The organism is Longispora fulva, assembly GCF_015751905.1.
Classification (GTDB): domain Bacteria; phylum Actinomycetota; class Actinomycetes; order Mycobacteriales; family Micromonosporaceae; genus Longispora; species Longispora fulva.
Genome location: NZ_JADOUF010000001.1, coordinates 3,075,212 through 3,093,636 on the forward strand (window position 1 = coordinate 3,075,212; position 18,425 = coordinate 3,093,636).

At 69.8% G+C, this 18,425-nt stretch carries 22 protein-coding genes; 10 read left to right on the top strand and 12 right to left on the bottom strand.

The window, feature by feature from the left end:
- Positions 1-19: 19 nt before the first annotated feature.
- The 4 genes from IW245_RS13485 to nadE all read right to left on the bottom strand — a co-directional run bounded on the left by IW245_RS13485 (position 20) and on the right by nadE (position 2,866).
- Complete coding sequence (locus IW245_RS13485; protein ID WP_197003522.1) at positions 20-229, bottom strand: MbtH family protein; 210 nt, start codon at positions 227-229, stop codon at positions 20-22.
- A gap of 434 nt (positions 230-663) precedes the next feature.
- Entirely contained in the window at positions 664-1,578 is a 915-nt protein-coding gene (locus tag IW245_RS13490; RefSeq protein WP_197003523.1) for a serine/threonine-protein kinase, read from the bottom strand.
- Entirely contained in the window at positions 1,575-1,958 is a 384-nt protein-coding gene (locus IW245_RS13495) for a PadR family transcriptional regulator (RefSeq protein WP_231398795.1), read from the bottom strand. The genes IW245_RS13490 and IW245_RS13495 overlap by 4 nt, the downstream gene beginning before the upstream one ends.
- Positions 1,959-2,023: 65 nt before the next feature.
- Positions 2,024-2,866, bottom strand: a complete 843-nt coding sequence (gene nadE / locus IW245_RS13500) for an NAD(+) synthase (RefSeq protein ID WP_197003524.1) — start codon at positions 2,864-2,866, stop codon at positions 2,024-2,026.
- Positions 2,867-2,979: 113 nt separating this feature from the next.
- Between nadE and IW245_RS13505 the strand changes: the two genes are divergently transcribed.
- Positions 2,980-3,369 (top strand): hypothetical protein, encoded by a 390-nt coding sequence (locus IW245_RS13505; protein ID WP_197003525.1) that lies wholly within the window; start codon positions 2,980-2,982, stop codon positions 3,367-3,369.
- A 74-nt stretch (positions 3,370-3,443) separates the two neighbouring features.
- Here the strand turns inward: IW245_RS13505 and IW245_RS13510 are convergent, their stop codons facing one another.
- Positions 3,444-5,744, bottom strand: a complete 2,301-nt coding sequence (locus IW245_RS13510; protein WP_443673910.1) for a M4 family metallopeptidase — start codon at positions 5,742-5,744, stop codon at positions 3,444-3,446.
- 275 nt (positions 5,745-6,019) lie between these two features.
- Here IW245_RS13510 and IW245_RS13515 point away from each other — a divergent pair, with 275 nt between their 5' ends.
- From IW245_RS13515 to IW245_RS13525, 3 genes are all read left to right on the top strand, one after another.
- Positions 6,020-7,039: an RNA polymerase subunit sigma-70 gene (locus tag IW245_RS13515; RefSeq protein WP_197003526.1), complete on the top strand. Its 1,020-nt coding sequence runs from the start codon at positions 6,020-6,022 to the stop codon at positions 7,037-7,039.
- An 86-nt stretch (positions 7,040-7,125) separates the two neighbouring features.
- Positions 7,126-7,317 carry a hypothetical protein gene (locus tag IW245_RS13520; RefSeq protein WP_197003527.1) on the top strand — a complete coding sequence of 64 codons (192 nt, stop codon included), beginning with the start codon at positions 7,126-7,128 and terminating at the stop codon, positions 7,315-7,317.
- 274 nt (positions 7,318-7,591) lie between these two features.
- Positions 7,592-7,909 (top strand): hypothetical protein, encoded by a 318-nt coding sequence (locus IW245_RS13525; RefSeq protein WP_197003528.1) that lies wholly within the window; start codon positions 7,592-7,594, stop codon positions 7,907-7,909.
- 192 nt (positions 7,910-8,101) lie between these two features.
- Here IW245_RS13525 and IW245_RS13530 read toward each other — a convergent pair whose 3' ends face one another.
- Positions 8,102-8,752, bottom strand: coding sequence for a LysE family translocator (locus tag IW245_RS13530; RefSeq protein WP_197003529.1), 651 nt, complete (start codon positions 8,750-8,752; stop codon positions 8,102-8,104).
- A gap of 110 nt (positions 8,753-8,862) precedes the next feature.
- Complete coding sequence (locus IW245_RS13535; RefSeq protein ID WP_197003530.1) at positions 8,863-9,252, bottom strand: tetratricopeptide repeat protein; 390 nt, start codon at positions 9,250-9,252, stop codon at positions 8,863-8,865.
- 85 nt (positions 9,253-9,337) lie between these two features.
- Between IW245_RS13535 and IW245_RS13540 the strand changes: the two genes are divergently transcribed.
- A complete protein-coding gene (locus IW245_RS13540; RefSeq protein ID WP_197003531.1) occupies positions 9,338-10,246 on the top strand; it encodes an alpha/beta fold hydrolase in 909 nt (302 codons plus the stop codon).
- A 12-nt stretch (positions 10,247-10,258) separates the two neighbouring features.
- Here the strand turns inward: IW245_RS13540 and IW245_RS13545 are convergent, their stop codons facing one another.
- The 4 genes from IW245_RS13545 to IW245_RS13560 are packed head-to-tail and all read right to left on the bottom strand — an operon-like array spanning position 10,259 to position 12,861.
- Positions 10,259-10,888 carry a TMEM175 family protein gene (locus IW245_RS13545; protein ID WP_233473000.1) on the bottom strand — a complete coding sequence of 210 codons (630 nt, stop codon included), beginning with the start codon at positions 10,886-10,888 and terminating at the stop codon, positions 10,259-10,261.
- A 42-nt stretch (positions 10,889-10,930) separates the two neighbouring features.
- Complete coding sequence (locus IW245_RS13550) at positions 10,931-11,818, bottom strand: terpene synthase family protein (protein ID WP_197003532.1); 888 nt, start codon at positions 11,816-11,818, stop codon at positions 10,931-10,933.
- Positions 11,815-12,360 (bottom strand): EF-hand domain-containing protein, encoded by a 546-nt coding sequence (locus tag IW245_RS13555; protein ID WP_197003533.1) that lies wholly within the window; start codon positions 12,358-12,360, stop codon positions 11,815-11,817. The genes IW245_RS13550 and IW245_RS13555 overlap by 4 nt, the downstream gene beginning before the upstream one ends.
- 45 nt (positions 12,361-12,405) lie before the next feature.
- Positions 12,406-12,861 (bottom strand): hypothetical protein, encoded by a 456-nt coding sequence (locus tag IW245_RS13560; protein ID WP_197003534.1) that lies wholly within the window; start codon positions 12,859-12,861, stop codon positions 12,406-12,408.
- A gap of 169 nt (positions 12,862-13,030) precedes the next feature.
- On the opposite strand from IW245_RS13560, the gene IW245_RS13565 reads away from it, so the two are divergent.
- Positions 13,031-13,501 carry a PASTA domain-containing protein gene (locus IW245_RS13565; protein WP_197003535.1) on the top strand — a complete coding sequence of 157 codons (471 nt, stop codon included), beginning with the start codon at positions 13,031-13,033 and terminating at the stop codon, positions 13,499-13,501.
- A 64-nt stretch (positions 13,502-13,565) separates the two neighbouring features.
- On the opposite strand, the gene IW245_RS13570 is transcribed toward IW245_RS13565, so the two are convergent.
- Positions 13,566-13,889, bottom strand: coding sequence for a peptidase inhibitor family I36 protein (locus tag IW245_RS13570; RefSeq protein ID WP_197003536.1), 324 nt, complete (start codon positions 13,887-13,889; stop codon positions 13,566-13,568).
- 247 nt (positions 13,890-14,136) lie between these two features.
- Between IW245_RS13570 and rph the strand changes: the two genes are divergently transcribed.
- From rph to IW245_RS13590, 4 genes are all read left to right on the top strand, one after another.
- The gene (gene rph, locus IW245_RS13575; protein WP_197003537.1) at positions 14,137-16,734 is read left to right on the top strand and encodes a rifamycin-inactivating phosphotransferase; all 2,598 of its coding nucleotides are present in this window, start codon (positions 14,137-14,139) and stop codon (positions 16,732-16,734) included.
- A 196-nt stretch (positions 16,735-16,930) separates the two neighbouring features.
- The gene (locus IW245_RS13580) at positions 16,931-17,182 is read left to right on the top strand and encodes a hypothetical protein (RefSeq protein ID WP_197003538.1); all 252 of its coding nucleotides are present in this window, start codon (positions 16,931-16,933) and stop codon (positions 17,180-17,182) included.
- A complete protein-coding gene (locus tag IW245_RS13585; RefSeq protein WP_197003539.1) occupies positions 17,179-17,778 on the top strand; it encodes an NUDIX domain-containing protein in 600 nt (199 codons plus the stop codon). The genes IW245_RS13580 and IW245_RS13585 overlap by 4 nt, the downstream gene beginning before the upstream one ends.
- Positions 17,775-18,347, top strand: a complete 573-nt coding sequence (locus IW245_RS13590) for a GNAT family N-acetyltransferase (RefSeq protein ID WP_197003540.1) — start codon at positions 17,775-17,777, stop codon at positions 18,345-18,347. Before IW245_RS13585 ends, IW245_RS13590 begins: the two co-directional genes overlap by 4 nt.
- The last annotated feature ends 78 nt before the right edge of the window (positions 18,348-18,425 follow it).

The following is an 18,425-nucleotide window of genomic DNA, read 5'->3' on the forward strand; positions in this document are numbered from 1 at the left end:
GTGCAGCATGAACTCCGAGCTACTCCGACATGGACTCGATCAGGCTGCGGGGACGCAGGTCCTTCCAGTTCTCCTCGACATAGTCCAGGCAGCTCTGGCGGCTGTCAGGGCCGCTGACCACGGTCCATCCTGCGGGCATGTCGATGAACTCCGGCCACAGTGAGTGCTGCCCCTCGTCGTTGACCAGCACGAGAAAGGAGCCGTCCGGGTTCTCGAACGGATTCGTCATGTGTTTTCTCCAACGGTGCGCGGAGGCATTCACGGCCGACCGAATCGCGGACCCGCCCCTGAATCAACGTTAGTGGCGAAAGACACGCAGCTTCAACCGAACAACCGCCGATGTGAAGATCATCACCCGATGGACCACGATACCCTGTCCTTTTTGGAAAGAGATTTCATCCGCGTTAGACTCTCGCAACTCCGGCGTTAGTCAGGTTCCCATTCCGCTGCTGACTAGGGACAACACACACCGGGCCGCAGACCGCCCGGTCCGGTGCGGCGATACGCGGCCCGGAGGACACCCTGGCGACACCGTCCACAAGCGGCGGTCGCCGGCCTGGGTTCCTCCTGGGACAGGATTCACCAGACCGGCGTCCGGGGTCAGGACAGGTGCACGATCCGGCAGTCGGGACAGACCGCACCCGGACACCGGCGACGCCCGGGTCAGACGCGGGCGTGGCGGCGGGTCTGGACGGCCGCGGCGATGAGGAGTGCGGTCGCGGCGATCCCGTAGCCGGGCGTGTAGGTGTGCACCATCCAGATGTACGTGCGACCGTCGGTCTCGATCTCGGTGAGCACCTTGAGGCACGCCAGTGCGGCGAGCGCGGTGAGGATACGGGGGTCGGCGGAGCCCAACCACAGCACCGCGGACAACAGGAGGGCGGCCGCGGCGAGGATCAGGGGCAGCGGCAGTTCCCATCGCGGGACGAGCGTGGTGCCGGCGGTGGCGGCGACGAGTAGCCAACCGGTGCCGCGCCCGACCGCGGGCACGTCGGCGGGTCGACGCAGACTGGCGACGATCAGGATCACGGCCAGGGCCGGTCCCCACCACACGAACCACAGCATCGGGGACCTTTCGATGGTGTCGTTCGACTGCAGCACGGTGGGGACGACCCCGGCCGCCGCGGCCAGCACCGCGGCCACCCTGCCGTAGCCCGCGACCAGGGCGACCAGGGTCGCCACGAGGAGGACGGCGGGGGCCAACCCCAGCGGCAGCCACGTCTCGCGGATGTACGGCCCGTACAGCTTCCCCGCAAGGAGATCCACCACTCCGGGCGGGCCGCCGATCCACATGAGGGCCAGCCGGACGCTGGAGGCGCCGGCGTAGGTGAGGACCGCCAGCGCGGCCAGGTGGACGCCCTGCCACCAGACGGTGGCGGTCGGGCGGGGCGTGGTGGACCCGGCGCGCACCCTGAGACCGCCCCGGAGCAGGGCATGGGCCTGCCTGGGGCTCGGCCACCGCCGGTCGGGCTCGCCGGCCAGCAGGACGTCGAGCACCTCATCGCCCCGCTCGCGGCGGTAGTCGGCGGGGTAGACGCGCAGCAGCTTCCGGTACCGGCGTTCCAGGCTCTCGTTCACGCGGGCAGCCCTCCGGGTGCCAGCCAACCGGCCGACCGGGACGTGCCGGAGGTCGGATCGGGAGCGTGGTCGGTGACGATCCGGGCTGCCTCGGCCATCCGGGCGGCCTCGGCGGCCAGTGCCTCACGGCCGGTGTCCGTGAGGGCGTAGTAGCGGCGCGCCCGGCCGTTGACGATGTCCTCACCGACAGCCGTGATGAGCTGCTCACCGAGGAGGCGGTCGAGAACCGAGTACAGGGTTCCCGCGGCCAGCTTCACCCGCCCGTTGGACAGTTCGGTCACCCGCTGGATGATCACATAGCCGTGGCCGGACTCGCGCAGCAGCGCGGCCAGCACGAAATAGGAAGGTTCGCGCATGGCTGCGCGACGAGGTTGACTCATGAACCGAATATACAGGTAGCTTGTATATGCGGCCAGTCGTCAGAGCCTCGGCGTGCGAACGAAGATCAGCCGCGCCACCAGGTGTCGAGCGGAGTGACCGGCACGACGCGCTTGTGTCGGGTCGCGACGTACACCGACTCGATCCGCGCCGCGACCTCCACCGCGACGTCGACGCCTTCCAGATAGTCGTCGATCTGGGAGTACGTCAGCCCGAGTGCCACCTCGTCGGGCAGCGCGGGCCGGTCGTCCTCGAGATCGGCGGTCGGCACCTTCCGCCAGACGCTCGGCGGCGCGCCCAGGTCCTGCAACAACGCGGCGCCCTGACGCTTCGTCAGCCCGGTCAGCGGGGTGATGTCGACCCCGCCGTCGCCGTACTTGGTGAAGAAGCCCGTCACCGCCTCCGCCGCGTGGTCGGTGCCCACGACCAGCAGGTTCAACTGCCCGGCGATCGCGTACTGCACCACCATGCGCTCACGGGCCTTGATGTTGCCGCGCACGAAGTCCCGCAGCGCCGGCTCGTCGCCCAGCAGCTCACGCAGTCCCCGCGCGGCCTCGGCGGCGACGGCGTCGACACTCGGCTTGACGTTCACCGCGACGGACCGGTCGGGCCGGATGAAGTCCAGCGCGATCTGAGCGTCGTGCTCGTCGGCCTGCACCCCGTACGGCAGACGCACCGCCACGAAGGTGGCCTCGATTCCTTCCACCCGCAGTTCCTCGCTGGCCAGCTGGCACAGCCTGCCCGCCAGCGCGCTGTCCTGACCGCCGCTGATGCCGAGCACGAAGCCCGTGGCGGGGGTCGACCGCAGGTAGTCCTTGAGGAAGTCGATCCGTCGCCGGATCTCGACCTTGGGCACGATGGTGGAGGTGACGCCGAGTTCGGCGACGATCTGCTCCCGGAGGCTCGCCATCCCGGTACTGTACTGGCCCGCTCCCCCACTCGATCATCGACCGGGGCCGGTGATGAGCGGATTTTGAGCGTGGTCGGCGACCATCTCCCCCACACACATATCCGGGGGTACCCATGACCACACGTATGCGAATCGCCACGCTCGTCGTCGTCGCGACGCTGCCGCTCACCTTGCTGGGTTGCGCGGCCACCGGTGCCACCACCGCTTCGCCCGCGGCCGGCGGCGACCGGGCGTTCTGCGAGAAGTGGACCGACGGCAAGGGCGGGATCAAGCAGTACACCGGGACCGATGTCGGCGCGGACAAGGCCACGCTCGAGGCGGACCTGAGGACGATGGCCGAGCACGCGCCGGCAGGGGTGAAGGGCGACATCCAGGTTCTGGTCGACGCGAACATCGCCGTGCTCGACGGCCAGCCGGGCGCGATGGAGAAGCTCCTCGGCCCCGAGGTGAGCACGGCGGGACAGCGGGTCCGGTCCTGGATCAACGCCCACTGTCCCCACTGAGGCGTCCCGCATTCGGGGCCGGACACGTCGCAGTACTCTGGCCGCCCCGGAAGCCCGGGGCGGCCAGAGTCCGCTCAGGACACGTTCAACGCCGTGTCGTCCACCACGAACGACGTCTGCAGTGAGATGTCCTCCGTACCGGTGAACTTCAGTACGACAGTCTGCCCGGCGAACGCCGCCAGGTTGAACGACTTCAGGCTGTAGCCGGCGGCCTTGTTCAGGTTCGAGTAGGTCGCCACGGTCGTCGCGCCCACGGTCACGGTCAGCTTGTCGAACTGGGTCGTGGTCGTGGTCTCCGCCGAGTCGATGTGCAGCCAGAACGACAGGGTGTAGTTGGCGCAGCCGGCCGGCAGGGTCACCGTCTGCTGCAGGGTGTCGGTGTGCGTGGTGCCGTACCCGTCAAGCCAGGCGAACCTGGTCCCCGAGTGCGCGGTCTGGCCCGCGAAGGCGCCGATCACGCCGGCGGTCGAGGTCCACGGTGCCGTGCCGGTCTCGAAGCCGGGGTTGCCGAGCTTCTGGCCGGGGCTGGAGCAGGAGCCGACCGGGCTGACCACCCAGCTGAACGTCTGACTGGCCGACGCCGGCGGGCTGGCGCTGTCCGTCACCGTCGCGGTCACCGAGTAGGTGGCGGCCGTGGTCGGGGTGCCGGAGATGACGCCGCTGGAGGCGTTGATGGACAGGCCGGCGGGCAGGCCGGTCGCCGAGAACGAGTACGGCGTGGTGCCACCGGTCGCGGCCAGCGACAGGCTCGCCGCCGTGCCCACGGTGCCGTTCTGGGTGCCGGGGTTGGCCAGCGCCAGCGGGGTGGGACCACCTGAGCACGTCGGGTCGGCGGTCTGCGCGGGCACGCTCACGGCATCCCACGCGGCCTTGGTCGTGTTGAACATGGCGCACGAGGCGTCCAGGTTCTTCGCGGCCTGCAGCGTCCACGTGCGGTACTTGAGGTAGGAGCTGCTCGTGGTCTTCATCAGCATCGCGTTGTACAGGATCTTGATGGCGTTCTGCGGGCCGACCGGGTTGCCGACGGTCTGGCTGTTGCACGTCGGGCTCGTCGGCTGGCCGTTGGTCGGGTTCGAGCCCTGCGACAGCAGGTAGAACCAGTGGTTGCCGGGGCCGGCCGAGGCGTGCACCTCGCCGCCGGGGATCGACGACGAGTAGCAGTTCGGGTCGCCGTTGACCAGGGACGGGTTGTACATGTTGCGGATCGGACCGGTACCGACCAGGTTGATCTCCTCGCCGACCAGGTAGTCCGGCGGGTCGAACGCGGCCGGCTGGTTGGAGAACCACTCGGTGGACGCGCCGAACGTGTCCGCGATGAACTCCTGGGTGCCGCTGCCGGAGATGCCGCCGGGGGTATGGTCGTCGATGCCGTGGCCAAGCTCGTGCGCCACGACGTCCACCGAGCTGATCCACTGGTTGCCCTGGTTGTGGCCGATCTGGACCTGGGTGCCGTCGTAGAAGGCGTTCAGGTCGGCGAGGCCGACCCGGATCGGCCACGCGCCGCCGGCGCCGTCAAAGCCGTTGCGGCCCAGCCACTGGGTCAGCATCGCCCGCTCCTGCTGCGCGGCGAAGAAGCCGTCGACACAGCCGGTCTCGCGGCTGGTGGCGTTCCCGTTGCCCCACAGGTCGTCCGGCCCGCTGAACGTGGTGTTGTTCGCGGCGTCCTGGCACTGCAGAGTGGTCATGGTCGGGTCCTGCATCCGGAAGGTGCCGCCGGAGGAGGTCGTGTTCAGGGTGACCGGGTTCGGTCCGCTGTAGGCGGCCGTGCCGGTGCCGTGCATGACGTGCTCGCGGGTGGTGAGCACCGTGCCGGTGAGAGCGTCCACCACAACGCTCAGCCGGCTGTAGCCTTCGGCTCCGGTGCCCTGCTGGGTCGACTCCCACGCGAGTCTGGGGGTGTCGCCGAGCGCGTACACCACCAGTCGGGTGCCTTCGACCTTGGTCACCGAGCGCAGCTGCCCGCCCGCGACCTTCGCCGCCTCGGCACTGGTCACCGAGGGGCTGGTGGCCAGGTCACCGATCGGGTGGTCCTGGGCCACGGAGTGGAACAGCACCTGACCGGCGCTGTTGGTGCCGATCACGAAGTCGCCGCCGACCACGGGCAGGCCCCGGTACGTGCGCTCGTAGGGCACGTACTGGATTCCGGCGGAGGAGATCACCTTCTGCTGGGTGAACGCCTCGTTGGAGCCGGCCAGCAGGTAGTCGGGGTGGCCGGCGACCAGCGCGTCCACCGTCTGGGCGGCGAGGGCCGCCGGCTCGGCGGCGATGCCCGGCGGGGTGCTGGGCGCCGCGGTCGCCGATCCTGAGACCGCGATGGCCATGGCTGCGACGGTGAGCGTGGCGCCCACCGCCAGGAGCCGCGGGAATACCTTCACGTCTGTCCTCCCTTGTTGGGGTGACGGAGGTCAATGCAAGCTCCCTGTATATCCAAACTGGAGATCGACAGGAACTAATCGATCTCCATCCATACGTTTGGCATACCTGAGACGGCGCCGACGATGCCCGGGACAGCCCTGGCAGGCCATGCGACTCCTCGGGCGTGCGGCCCACCCGCCCCGCACGCGCGATGTCGGCCGATCCCGGTGATGAGTTGTCGCGCCCGCGCCCGTCATACCTACGAAGGGACACCACGAGGCGGAAGGATGACGTGATGAGTACGGACATGCGGCTGGAGGAGCTGGTCATGGGCGGTTTGGGCGACAGTGGGCTGGTCATGGGCGAGGTCGACGAGCCGACGTTCGCAGGGCTGACGGAGCGGCACCGTCGGGAGCTGCACGTGCACTGCTATCGGATCCTCGGGTCGTTCGAGGACGCCGAGGACACCGTCCAGGAGACGTTCCTGCGCGCCTGGCGGCGGCGGGAGACCTTCGAGGGCCGCTCGACGTTCCGGGCCTGGCTGTACCGGATCGCCACCAACGCCTGCCTGGACCTGCTCGCCAAACGCCGCCCGGCGCCCGCGACCGGCGGCGAGGTGCCGTGGCTGCAGCCCTACCCGGACCGCCTCCTCGACGAGCTGCCCGCCGGCGACGCGGACGAACCGGAGGCCGTCGCCGTCGCACGGGAGACGATCGAACTGGCGTACGTCGTCGCGGTCCAGCACCTCGCGCCGCGCCCCCGGGCAGCGCTGATCCTGCGCGACGTACTCGGCTGGCCAGCCAAGGACGTCGCGGAGCTGCTCGGGGACTCCGTCAACTCCGTCAACAGCGCCCTACAGCGGGCCCGCGCCGGCATGCGCGAGCACCTGCCCGCCGAGCGGCAGGACTGGACCGGCGGCGAGGAGGACCCCGCGACCCGCGAGCTGGTGCGCCGCTACCTCGACGCCGGCGTCGCCACCGACATCGCCGGACTCGCCGCCATGCTCCGCGACGACGTCCGCTGCTCGATGCCACCCACCCCGGGCCTGCACATCGGCCGCGACGCGGTGGTCAACGACTGGACCGCCAACGGCTTCGAGAGCCTCGGCGACCTGCGCGCCGTCCCCACCCACGTGAACCGGCAGCCCGCCGTCGCCTTCTACCTCTGGCGGAAGCAGGAGCGCGCGTACCTGCCACTGACGATCGACGTCCTGCGCGTCACAGGCGGGGCGATCACCGAGATCACCACGTTCCACGACGACCAGTTCCCGCGACTCGGACTGCCCGAGCGCCTGCCCGCGGACGGCACGGAGTAGTCCCGGCCCCGACACCCGCGCCGCACGGTGGCGCGCGTGTCGCGGCGGATTGGTGCGACGCGTTCGGCGTCGTCACCCACGGGCGGGTGCAGGTGGAGCGGCACGACGGCGAGACCGGGCCCGGCCTCGGACGCGACGCCGGCTCTGGCTCCGCGGCACGGCGTCCTCGCCGCGCGGAACGCCAGTGGTCACACGCCAGTGACATTCCCGTACGGCAGGTGAGCCTGCTGGCCGCCGAGAACGTCGCCTTCGCCGACCGCGAGGTCGATGACTGGTGACGTGTCGTGTCGTGTAACGGACAGCTTCGACAGCCAGTCGGCCTCTCGCGGACGATCACCGCACGTGCTCTATTGAGGGCGTACCGAATCTCCCGTATGGAGGCACCTGATGGGGCAATCCGAGAAGTCCACGAGCTCCAGGTCCGCAACCGAATGGAACTCCGAGGGAAAGCTCGTCTGCTCCGAGTGTCGCCACCTGCAGGGCTGAGCCGTCGTGGAACCGGGGAATTCGTACCTACGCAGATTGAAAGATCACGAGCTCACCTTGGAGCGAATGCGGATCGGAGATGGCCGGGCGAGGAGCTGCCTCTCGGATTCCGATGATCCCAAGGAACAGCGCGACATCGAGGGCATGCGTGCGTACTACGACGCCCGCCAACGGGACCTCGAACAGGAGCTAAAGCGGCGAGCCGCCGTCGAACGCGGGTTCGCCCGGACACTCGCGATCGGAGTGCCGTCGGCGATCGCGGCCGTCGCGATCACCAGCTGGTTCGACAGTAGGTCGCCCGCCGCTTCTGTTGTGTTCCTGATCGGGCTCGGATTCAACCTCGTAGTCTGGCTCTTGCTGCTCTACTACCCACGTCACGACTAGTGTCCTGAGCCGGAGACTCGTGTTAGTTGGGCATGACTCGTCCAGGTCCGAGGATTTCGCCGTGTCAGTGACGGATGCGCAGCAGGTGGTGCTTGAGGGGTGGTGCGGCGTCGGTCGACCGCCCAGGCTTTTCGCGCCATCACCACCACTCCAAGTCGCGGCCTACTGCACCAGAGTCTCCAGCTCCGGACACTAGGGCGCGATGGCCAGGGCCTTGGAGCGGTCGGCGGCGATGCGCACGGCCAGACCCGCGAGAACGGTGCCCATCAGGTACCGCTGGATCCGCAGCCAGCTGGGCCGGCGCCCGAGGAAGCCGGCGATCGTGCCCGCGGCCAGCATGACCGTGCCGTTGACCGTGATCCCGATCGTGACCTGCACGAGGCCCAGCAGGAAACTCTGCGCGGCCACGTGACCGCGGGCCGGGTCAATGAACTGGGGAAGCAGCGAGACGTACAGGATGGCGATCTTGGGGTTGAGCAGGTTGGTGACCAGCCCCATCGTGAACAGCTTGCGTGGCCGGTCGGCGGGCAGTTCCCTGGGCGCGAACGCCGAGGTGCCGCCCGGGCGGATCGCCTTCCAGGCGAGGTAGAGCAGGTAGGCGGCCCCGCCCAGTTTGAGTGCCGTGTACAGGGCCGGCACGACGGCGAAGATCGTGGCCAGGCCGGCGGTGGCGGCCGCGAGGTAGACCAGGAAGCCGACCGCGACCCCGGCCAGGGAGATCAGCCCGGCCCGGCGGCCCTGGGTGATCGACCGGGACGCCAGGTAGATCATGTTCGGGCCGGGGGTGAGCGCCAGGCCCAGTTCCACTGCCGCGACTCCGACGACCGCGCCGAATGTGACCACACGCACCTGCTTTCAAGGGGTGCCGCGACCCTATCAACGCAAGATCGATCCGGCCGTGAGCCAGACCACCCCGCCCCGGGGTTCAGACGCCGGCCGAACCCACCGTAGGACTAGGGCGATGGCGTTCGGAGTGTGGTCAGCGCCGCGAGGTTGGCCGCCCCGTCTGCGTTGCCCGCGTCCGCCGCGCGCTGGTACCACTCCCTCGCCTGGTCCGGCTCGTCGAGGTGATCGAAGAGGTGTCCGATCTCCACCATCGCGTCGGTGTGGCCCGTCGCGGCGGCCCGGCGCAGCCACGGCTCGGCCTCCTCCTCGTCGCCGTCGCAGCGGAGCACGACGCCGTAGGCGTACATGGCTTCGGGGCGACCGGAGGCGGCGGCGCGTTCGTACCAGTCGCGTGCTTCCGGGTCTTCCGGGTCCTCCTCGCCGATCAGGTCGGCGAGCGCCAGCATGGCGTCGAGGTCGCCGGCCTCCGCGGCTCGTCTGAGTTCCAGCGCATCCATGCGGCGAGGCTAGCGTTCCGCTGGCCCCGTGGCCAAGGACAGGAGTACTATAAACGTAGTACTCCGCCGCGTGAAAGGGGTCGTCATGCCTACGCCCGAGCCCCGCACCACCCGTTCCGTCGACGCCTCGGCCTGGTCGCCACCGCTGCCGGAGGCCTCCGGCTTCGACCACCTCGTCGTCGAGACGCCCGGCCTGCATACCCACATCGCCGCCATCGGCGAGGGCCAACCGGTCGTGCTGCTGCACGGATTCCCGCAGCACTGGTGGCAGTGGCACGCCATCGCTCCGGTCATCGCCGCGGCCGGCTACCGCGTCCTCTGCCCCGACCTGCGCGGGGCCGGCTGGTCCGCGGCCGACGATCCGCGCATCGAACGCGAGACCCGGCTCCGCGACCTGCTCGCCCTCCTCGACGCCCTGCGCATCGAGCGCGCCCACGTCGTCTCCCACGACATGGGCGCCATCACCGCGATGCAGCTGAGCTACGACCACCCCGAGCGTGTGCGAACGGCGGTGCAGCTGTCCGTGCCGCCGGGCTTCTTCACGTTCAGCCCGAAGCTCGCCCCCGGCTTTCGGCACCTGCCCCCGTTCATCTGGCACCGCCCGGGCGCCTCACTGCGCGGAATCCTCTCCGAGCCGTACGTCGCCCGCCCGATGTCGCAGGCAGCCGTCGAAGCCCACCTCGCCCCGATGCTCCGACCCGACATCGACGGCGCGGTGCGTCCGCTGACGCGCGGCATGATCCTGCCCGAAGCCATGCGCATCATGCGCGGCGTCTACCGCAGGAGGCGGCTCACCGTGCCGACCCTGGTGGTGTTCGGCCGCCTCGACCGGCCCTGGACCGAAGAGAACATGGGGCGCGTCTGCCGCGAACCGGAGCGGTACGCCGATCGCGTCGAGTTCTCCTACGTCGACGACGCGGCGCACTTCCTCACCGACGACGCCCCGGCAGCGGTCGCCGACCTCGCGCTCGACTGGTTCGAACGAGTCGCGTGACGTGGGGCTGGCTCACGGCGTCGGGGCTGATCCGGCGCGCCTGGGTCGCAGATCGAAGAAGTAGAAGACCAGCAGCAGGATGTAGAGCACCAGGCTCGCCGCCGCACTCCACAGCCCGAGCAGCGTGGCGACCAGGTACAGCACCGGGCCCATGCCCCACCGGATCCGCAGCGTGCGCGCCTCGTCGGGGGTGATCGTGTCGCCGAGCAGCCGGTGCCCGATCGACGCGTAGCACCAGACCGCGTTGTAGAACACGCCGCCGATCACGAGCACCACGCCGTAGAACGCCGCCGCGGTCTGGCTGTCATGCCGGTCGTGCAGCGTCTCCGCGAGCACGTGGGTGGGGAACGGCAGGAACGACACCGACATCAGCAGGAGGACGTTGAGGCCTAGCAGGGTGCCGTCCACCCGGCGGATGTGGTGGAACATCCGGTGATGGTTCATCCAGATCATGCCGATCAGCAGGAAGCTGATCACGTAGGCCAGATAGGACGGCCACAGGTGCGCCAGCTTGTCGAGCAGGTCGCCCTCGCCGGCCGGCAGCCGGATCTCCAGCACCAGCAGGGTGATCGCGATCGCGAAGACGCCGTCGCTGAACGCCTCCAGACGGCCGACGCTCATGGGTTCCCGGGTGTCACTCACCCGCGAATCCTAGATCATCTCGGGGGCTCGGCCAGGGGCCGCTCAGGTCAGCTCGTACCGGCCGGATTCGATGAGCCACTCCAGATGGGCGCGCGGCGCGCTGAGCAGCGTCATCGCGATCCGGCTCACGTCGTGGGTGGCGGCCCGGGTAAGTCCCTGGCCTTCGAACTGGGCGGGCAGGTCCATCGCCGCCCGCCGCATCTCCGCCATCCGGCCCGCGACCCGCCCGCACACCCACTCGACGGCCTCGGGCCGGGTCAAGCCCAACTCGTGCGCGGCGACCAGGACGTAGCTGGTGGTGTCGCCCGAGCTGGTGTCGCGGTCCACGGAGGCCAGGTCGTTGGTCCAGGCGATGACGTCGGCGGCGGCCTCGGTCAAGGTCCTCCACTGCGACGTGTACCCGATGGCCGGCGGCAGCTCGACGCCGAGCAACGGCTCGGGCAACAGGAGCAGGAAGGTCCCGACGGTCGCGCGGCGGAAGCCCTCGAAGTCGGCGAGGGCCGGTGCGCGACGCGATCGCCGGCTCGCCAGCTCGGCGGACTCCGAACGACGGTAGCGTTCGTACTCGGCCAGGAAGCGTCGAGCCCAGTACGCGCCGGCCCGGGGCGCCGTCGCGGCCCACAGTTCCTCGAACGCCCGGTCGAGGACGCCCAGGCCCAGCTCGGCGCCGTCGTCGCGCTCGTCGTCACTCGCGCAGAACCACGCGAGCCACTGCCCACTCAGGGCGGCCACGTCCGGGCTCGACTCGGGGAACGCCCGCGAGGCCAGCACGCCGAAGCGAGCCTGACCGGCGGTGGCACGGGACACCAGGCCCCGGGCCACCGCCCAGTTCTCCACGGTGACGACCACGCCCGCCTCGCCGGGATGGACACGGCACGGGGCGTCCAGCCCGCGCAGTGTCGTCAAACCGGCGGCGAGCGCGGAGGTCACAGCTGGCCGAAGAGCAGGTTGCCTGGAGCAGCCGGGTCCTCGCTGGTGAAGTACTCGCGGGCTGCCGCGACCATCTCGTCGACGGTGAGCTGTCCGGAACCGTCGGTGTCGAGCGCGGCGAACGCCGCGTCGATATCGGCGCCGTCCGTCCCGAACGCGCGCAGCAGCGTCTCGAACTCCTCGCGGTCGATCGTCCCGTCGCCGTCCGTGTCGGCGATGCGCATGACGGCCTCGGCGGCGGGCTGGAACACCGAGTCAAGCTTGTCGCCGTGCACGAACGCACCAGTCATGCCGTCCCGGTACTCCTGGGGGGAGATCACGCCGTCGCCGTCCGCGTCGGCGTGCGCGGTGAGCTGCTCCCACAGCGCGTCGTAGCTGTCGAGCACCTGGATGCCCTTCGCGGAGGTCGGCGACTCCCCGAAGCCCAGCAGGATGCGGGAGCCCAGCCCGAGCACGTCGTCGCGGTCGATCTGGCCGTTGCCGTTCACGTCGAGCTGGGCGAAGCCCCGGTTCAGCTTCTCGATCAGAAGTTCACTAGTCATGAGCGCGAACTTTATCACCACTACACATGATATGTCCCTTTAGTCTCAGGGAATCACCGTCTCCAGGCGGCGGCCGGCCATCGAGATGAGATATGCCAGCGACGACTCCGTCGCGACCGGGTTCTCGCCGCTGGCGTGCAGGATGATCACGACCGGGCCCCGTTGCAGCCACGCCTGGCACGTGTGGCGGGTGGCCACCTGTACACAGATGATGTCCGTGTCCTTAAAGCCCCTCACCACGCGTTGGATGCCGGTCACCGTGTCCACCTTGGCCAGCGGCGGACGCTGCGGGCACAGCGGTGCGCGGCGAATCTGGTCGAACACGCGGGGCGCCTCCCCGCCGGGAAACCCCAGAACCAGCTGGTCCACGAGGACTTCGGCGTTGCCAGGCCCCTGCGTCCACGACCACACCGCGCCCTTGGTGACCGAGGACGCGGCGGCTCGCGGATCGCCGAGGATCTCCGTGACCTGCGGCGCGCACAGCACCGGCGCGGTCAGCACCGACCCGGCGTCGGTCAGGGCGACGGCGCGGCTGGTCCCTCCTCCGCCAGGCCAGCTCCGCCGGCCAGGACACCACCGGGCCACCGGTTGATACCGGTTGTCGACCGGGCCGGGTACTGACACAGGCGTATCCTGTGGGTGGGCGCTCGTCACCGTCGGGGAGGCCGATATGCGTATCGACGAGGAGCTGTTCGCCGTACCGCACGTATCCGGGTTGAGCGTGTTGGAGGCGCATGAGGCGTTGCAGGCCGAGCACCTCAACGCCATGGATGAGGGGACGGCGTCCGACTCGTTCGTCGGCACCGTGGTCGCCAGTTCGCCGCCTGAAGGGGACCAGTTGGTGGCGAACAGTTTCGTGACCCTGTTCGTCTCCACCGGACACGGACCGACCGGGATGGTGCCGATCGTCGCCGGACTCGACCTCGCCGGCGCCACCGCGGCGCTGGATTTCGAGGGGTACGTCGCGATCCCCAAGGATCAGGAGTCGTTCACCGTGCCGTCCGGAGAGGTGATCGGCACTGTGCCCCGGGCCGGGACCTCGCTGTTCCCCGGTGCGCTGGTCACCGTGATCGTGGCCGTCACCCCGCTGCCACCGGACCCGCCGAGGAAGCCGCCGGTGTTCATCGGCCCGGACGGCTGACTGTCGGGGCGTTCCTGGTGGTCGGCGCTGGTGCGGGGCGCCCCTCAACGCCCCGCACCACCGATCAGGTGATCCAGATGCTGTTGATGGCGGTCGTCGCCTTCGACTGCCCGGGGTTCACCAGGTTGTCGCCGGCAGAGCAGTTCGCGCCCGAGTAGGTCCGAACGGGTCGGCTGCTGGCGTTGTCGATGGACCGGACGGTGAGCGTCAGGCACCGGTTCCTGGTGGAGCTGTTGACGGTGGTGACGGTCCTGGTGCCCGTGAAGTTGTAGGCACTGTAGGTGCAGACCGTGCCGGAGGCGCAGGTCGGCTTGGCCTGGGCGGCGGTGGGTGCGGCGATGATGGCCGCGGCGACGACGAGCGCCACGGCGAGAACGCGTGTTTTCATATCCACATCAGACACCCCGCGGTGAGCCGGCGGGAGCTGGTCAGCCGTCCGAGACTGTCCCGGACACGCGGTGCGCGGTGCCGTGGGGGTGCGGGCACGGGCGGCCCGGGCGACGGGAGAAGGAAGCCCGCACTTTTACCATATAACGCACAAGGGGGCTTGCGGCAAGGCCCGGGTCGTGCCGCAGAATCGGCGGCCGGACACAGCGCGCAGGGCAACGGAACACGGCTACCTCGGAGGATTCGCAGTGATCGAGCGGTACGTGGTGGGACTTCACGAGGTGGACGAGACGCGGGTCGCGGTCGCGGGAGGCAAGGGAGCGCACCTGGGCGGGCTGTCGCGGATCGACGGCGTCCGCGTGCCGGCGGGGTTCTGCGTGACGACAGCAGCCTTCCTGCGGATCATGGCGGAGGTACCGTCGATCGACGACCGCCTCGATCAGCTGTCGCGGCTGAACCCGGATGACCGGGAGTCGATCCGCACACTCAGCGCGCGGATCCGCCAGACCATCGAAGGGGTCGCCGTCCCGGGAGACCTGGCGACGGCGGTCACCGACGCGCTCGCACGGCTCGGCGATCAGGCCGCGTACGCCGTGCGGTCCAGCGCGACGGCGGAGGACCTGCCGACGGCATCCTTCGCCGGCCAGCAGGACACGTACCTGAATGTCGTGGGGTCGGCTGCGATCCTCCGGCACGTCAGCCGGTGCTGGGCGTCGCTGTTCACGGAGCGGGCCGTGACCTACCGCCTGCGCAACGGCTTCGACCACCGGAAGGTCCACATGGCCGTGGTCGTGCAGCGGATGGTCTTCCCGGACGCGGCCGGCATCCTGTTCACGGCCGACCCGGTCACGGGAAACCGGAAGACCGCCACCGTGGACGCCAGCTTCGGCCTCGGCGAGGCCCTGGTCTCCGGCCTGGTCAACCCGGACGTGTTCACCGTGCGCGACGGCGAGGTCGTCGCCAGGGCTGTAGCCACCAAGCAGCTCGCCATCCATGCCCTGCCGGAGGGCGGCACCCGGGAAGCGGTTATCGACCCGCGGCGGCAGCGGCAGCCCGCGCTGACGGATCCGCAGGTCGTGCGGCTCGTGGAACTCGGGCGGCGGATCGAAGCCCACTTCGACCGCCCACAGGACATCGAATGGTGCATGGTCGACGACGACTTCCAGATCGTGCAGAGCCGGCCGATCACCACCCTGTTCCCCGTCCCCGAGACCGGCGACCGGGACAACCGCGTCTACCTGTCCGTCGGCCACCAGCAGATGATGACCGACGCCATGAAACCGCTGAGCATCTCCGTGTGGCGGCTGACGGCCATGGCCCCGATGCTGGAGGCCGGCGGGCGGCTGTTCGTCGACGCCACAGCGCGCCTGACCTCGCGGGCGGGCCGCGCCGCTTTCCTGGACCTCGCGGGCAGGGGCGATCCGCTGATCAGGGACGCGCTGGAGACCGTCGTCGAACGCGGCGGCTTCCTCCCGACGCTGCCCGACCCGGGAACCGGCGGGCCACCGGTCCGCGGCGCGGCAGCCCCGATCGAGACTGATCCGGCCATCGTCGCCGAGCTGACCGAACGCAGCCGGACGTCCATCGCCGCTCTTCGGCGTGACATCGCGACGGTGACCGGTCCAGCGCTGTTCGATTTCCTGCTGGAGGCCTTCGCCGAGCACAAGCGGGTCCTCACCGACCCGCTCAGCATTCAGGTGATCATGGCGGGCATGGAGGCCACCTGGTGGCTCAACGACCAGCTGGGGGAATGGCTGGGAGAGAAGAACGCCGCCGACGCCCTCACGCTGTCCGCGCCCGGCAACGTCACGTCGGAGATGGGACTGGCGCTGCTCGACGTCGCCGACGTGATCCGGCGGCATCCGGAGGTGGTGGCGTTCCTCCGGGGCGTCGACGGCGACGGCTTCCTCGACGAACTGCCGAAGATCGTCGGCGGGACCGAGGCGCGCGACGCCATCGAGGCATACCTCGACCTGTACGGCATGCGGTGCGCCGGCGAGATCGACATCACCCGGCCACGGTGGAGCGAGCGCCCGACAATGCTCGTGTCCGTGATCCTCGACAACGTGAGGCTCTTCGAGCCCGGCGCCGCCCGACGGCGCTTCGAACAGGGACGGCAGGAGGCGGAGAAGAAGGCGCGGGAGGTGCTCAAACACCTACGGACCCTGCCGGACGGTGAGCACAAGGCCGCCGAGACCCAGCGGATGATCGACCGGGTCCGGACCTTCATCGGGTACCGGGAGTTCCCGAAGTACGACATCGTCAGCCGCTACCTCGTCTACAAGCAGGCCCTGCTCGAGGAGGCCGGGCGGCTTGAGCGGGCCGGCGTGCTTGCAGACAGGGAGGACGTCTTCTACCTCACGTTCGGCGAGTTCCAGGACGTCGCGCGCTCGAACAAGGCGGACTACCAGCTCATCCAGCAGCGCAAGGACGCGTTCCGGTCGTACCAGGCGCTCACGCCGCCCCGGGTGCTGACCTCCGACGGCGAGGCCCTCTCCGGGTCGTACCGGCGCGACGACGTGCCGACCGGTGCCCTGATCGGCCTACCGGTCTCGGCTGGGACCGTCGAAGGGCGCGCCCGCGTCATCCTGGACATGGCCCATGCGGATCTCGAACCGGGTGACATCCTCGTCACGGCGTACACGGACCCGAGCTGGACGCCCCTCTTCGTCGCGATCGCGGGGCTGGTGACGGAGGTGGGAGGACTGATGACACACGGCGCGGTCATCGCGCGGGAGTACGGCCTGCCGGCTGTCGTCGGCGTGGCGGACGCAACCCGGTTTATCCCCGACGGGCAGCGGATCCGCGTGCACGGAGGCGACGGGTACGTCGAGATCCTGCCCTGAGCCTTCGGGCTATCCGACGCGGCCTCACCTCGGACCTTGGTGCCAGAGCCAGAGCCGGACTGGGATGGTCCATCCTCGGCGGCACGTGTGGCTGAGCCACACATCGCAGCCGTCGATGACCGACGGCGGATGCCTCCCGCCGTACGACCACGGCGGGAACAGCCGGGCGGCGCGCCCGTTTGCCTTGATCGCTCACATGTTCGAGGATCGTCGGATGGAACTGCTCGCCGCCTGGCACAACGTACGTGACCCCGACGACCCGGAGCACATGGCGGTGTTCGTCCGCCGCGACCCCAGCGGTGGGCTGTGCGAAGTGGAGGTCCGCACCCCGGCCGGGCCGAAGCCGCAGGAGCCGATGAGCGAGGCCAACGCGTTCGCGCTCGCCGCGCAGATCCGCCGCGCCGCCCGCGGCACCTGGCAGCGGATCCCCGCGCCGGCCACGGCGTGAACGGCCCCACCACCGACGCCGGCCGGGGCGACCTGTCACGGACCATCGCGGCCATCACCCCGTGCGACCCGGCCGAGCGGGCCCACATCGACGACGTCCTCGCCTGGATCGGCAGCGGCGCGGACCTGTTCCGCCTGGCCAAACCGGCCACTCCCCCGAAGCACCTGGTCGCCTACTTCCAGGTCATCGACCCCGACACCGGCCAGCTGCTGCTCGGGGAACACCGCAAGGCCGGGCTGCTGCTACCCAACGGCGGACACGTCGAGCCCGGCGAGACACTGTGGGACACGGTGGCGCGCGAGTGCCGGGAGGAACTACGGATACGCGCAGAGCCATCACCGGAGTTCGGGACCGCACCGGTGTTCGTGTCGGTGACCAGCACCCGCGGCCCGGGTGAGCATGTCGACGTGTCCGTCTGGCACGTCGTCCACGCCCACCGCACGGACGTCAGCTACTTCGACGCCGACGAGTTCACCGCGATGCGGTGGCTGACACCGCAGGAGATCCTGGCGATGCCGACCGACGGCCTGGATCCCTGCCAGCACCGCTTCGTCCGCAAACTCGCGACAGCGGCCGCCCCGGGAGCAGCGCGATGAACGATCAGCAAGGCGTGCGCGTCGAAGGCCCACGGGTCATGCTCCGCGAGCTACATCCCGGCGATCTGGAGGCGATTCACGCCTACGCCCGGCTGCCGGCCGTCTCCCGCCACACCCACTGGGACACCCACCCGGACCTCACCGTCACCACCGCCATCCTCAACAGTTGGCTGGCCGAGACGTGGGCCTCGCCCCGCACAGTCTTCAACCTGGCCGTCGACCTCAACGACTCCTTGGTCGGAGTCGTGCGACTGGCGGTGATCAGCGCCGCGCACCGCCGGGGCGAATTCGGCTACGCCCTGCACCCCGACACCTGGGGCCAGGGCCTGGGCACCGAAACCGCCCGACTCCTGGTCGGATTCGGCTTCGGCACGCTCGGCCTGCACCGGATGGAGGCATGCTGCCACCCCTACAACCACGGATCACGACGGGTACTGGAGAAGACCGGGCTGAGGTACGAAGGCCGCATCCGCGACCACATGCTCGTCGGCGGGACCTGGCGCGACTCGCTCAGCTACGCCATCCTGTCCACCGACCAGCCGGCCGGGAACGTCCCCGCGCTTGTGTAGCCGTCGCCCAGGGGCAAACCTACTTGTACGGCAGGGGTCCGAGAACCGGCGATCGACGCGCGATCCTCACCACCGGTG

Coding starts and splice junctions, on each gene's coding strand:
- IW245_RS13485 (WP_197003522.1), bottom strand. CDS start 229: ATGACGAATCCGTTCGAGAACCCGGACGGCTCCTTTCTCGTGCTGGTC.
- IW245_RS13495 (WP_231398795.1), bottom strand. CDS start 1,958: ATGAGTCAACCTCGTCGCGCAGCCATGCGCGAACCTTCCTATTTCGTG.
- nadE (WP_197003524.1), bottom strand. CDS start 2,866: ATGGCGAGCCTCCGGGAGCAGATCGTCGCCGAACTCGGCGTCACCTCC.
- IW245_RS13505 (WP_197003525.1), top strand. CDS start 2,980: ATGACCACACGTATGCGAATCGCCACGCTCGTCGTCGTCGCGACGCTG.
- IW245_RS13515 (WP_197003526.1), top strand. CDS start 6,020: ATGAGTACGGACATGCGGCTGGAGGAGCTGGTCATGGGCGGTTTGGGC.
- IW245_RS13525 (WP_197003528.1), top strand. CDS start 7,592: ATGCGGATCGGAGATGGCCGGGCGAGGAGCTGCCTCTCGGATTCCGAT.
- IW245_RS13535 (WP_197003530.1), bottom strand. CDS start 9,252: ATGGATGCGCTGGAACTCAGACGAGCCGCGGAGGCCGGCGACCTCGAC.
- IW245_RS13540 (WP_197003531.1), top strand. CDS start 9,338: ATGCCTACGCCCGAGCCCCGCACCACCCGTTCCGTCGACGCCTCGGCC.
- IW245_RS13555 (WP_197003533.1), bottom strand. CDS start 12,360: ATGACTAGTGAACTTCTGATCGAGAAGCTGAACCGGGGCTTCGCCCAG.
- IW245_RS13565 (WP_197003535.1), top strand. CDS start 13,031: ATGCGTATCGACGAGGAGCTGTTCGCCGTACCGCACGTATCCGGGTTG.
- IW245_RS13570 (WP_197003536.1), bottom strand. CDS start 13,889: ATGAAAACACGCGTTCTCGCCGTGGCGCTCGTCGTCGCCGCGGCCATC.
- IW245_RS13580 (WP_197003538.1), top strand. CDS start 16,931: ATGTTCGAGGATCGTCGGATGGAACTGCTCGCCGCCTGGCACAACGTA.
- IW245_RS13590 (WP_197003540.1), top strand. CDS start 17,775: ATGAACGATCAGCAAGGCGTGCGCGTCGAAGGCCCACGGGTCATGCTC.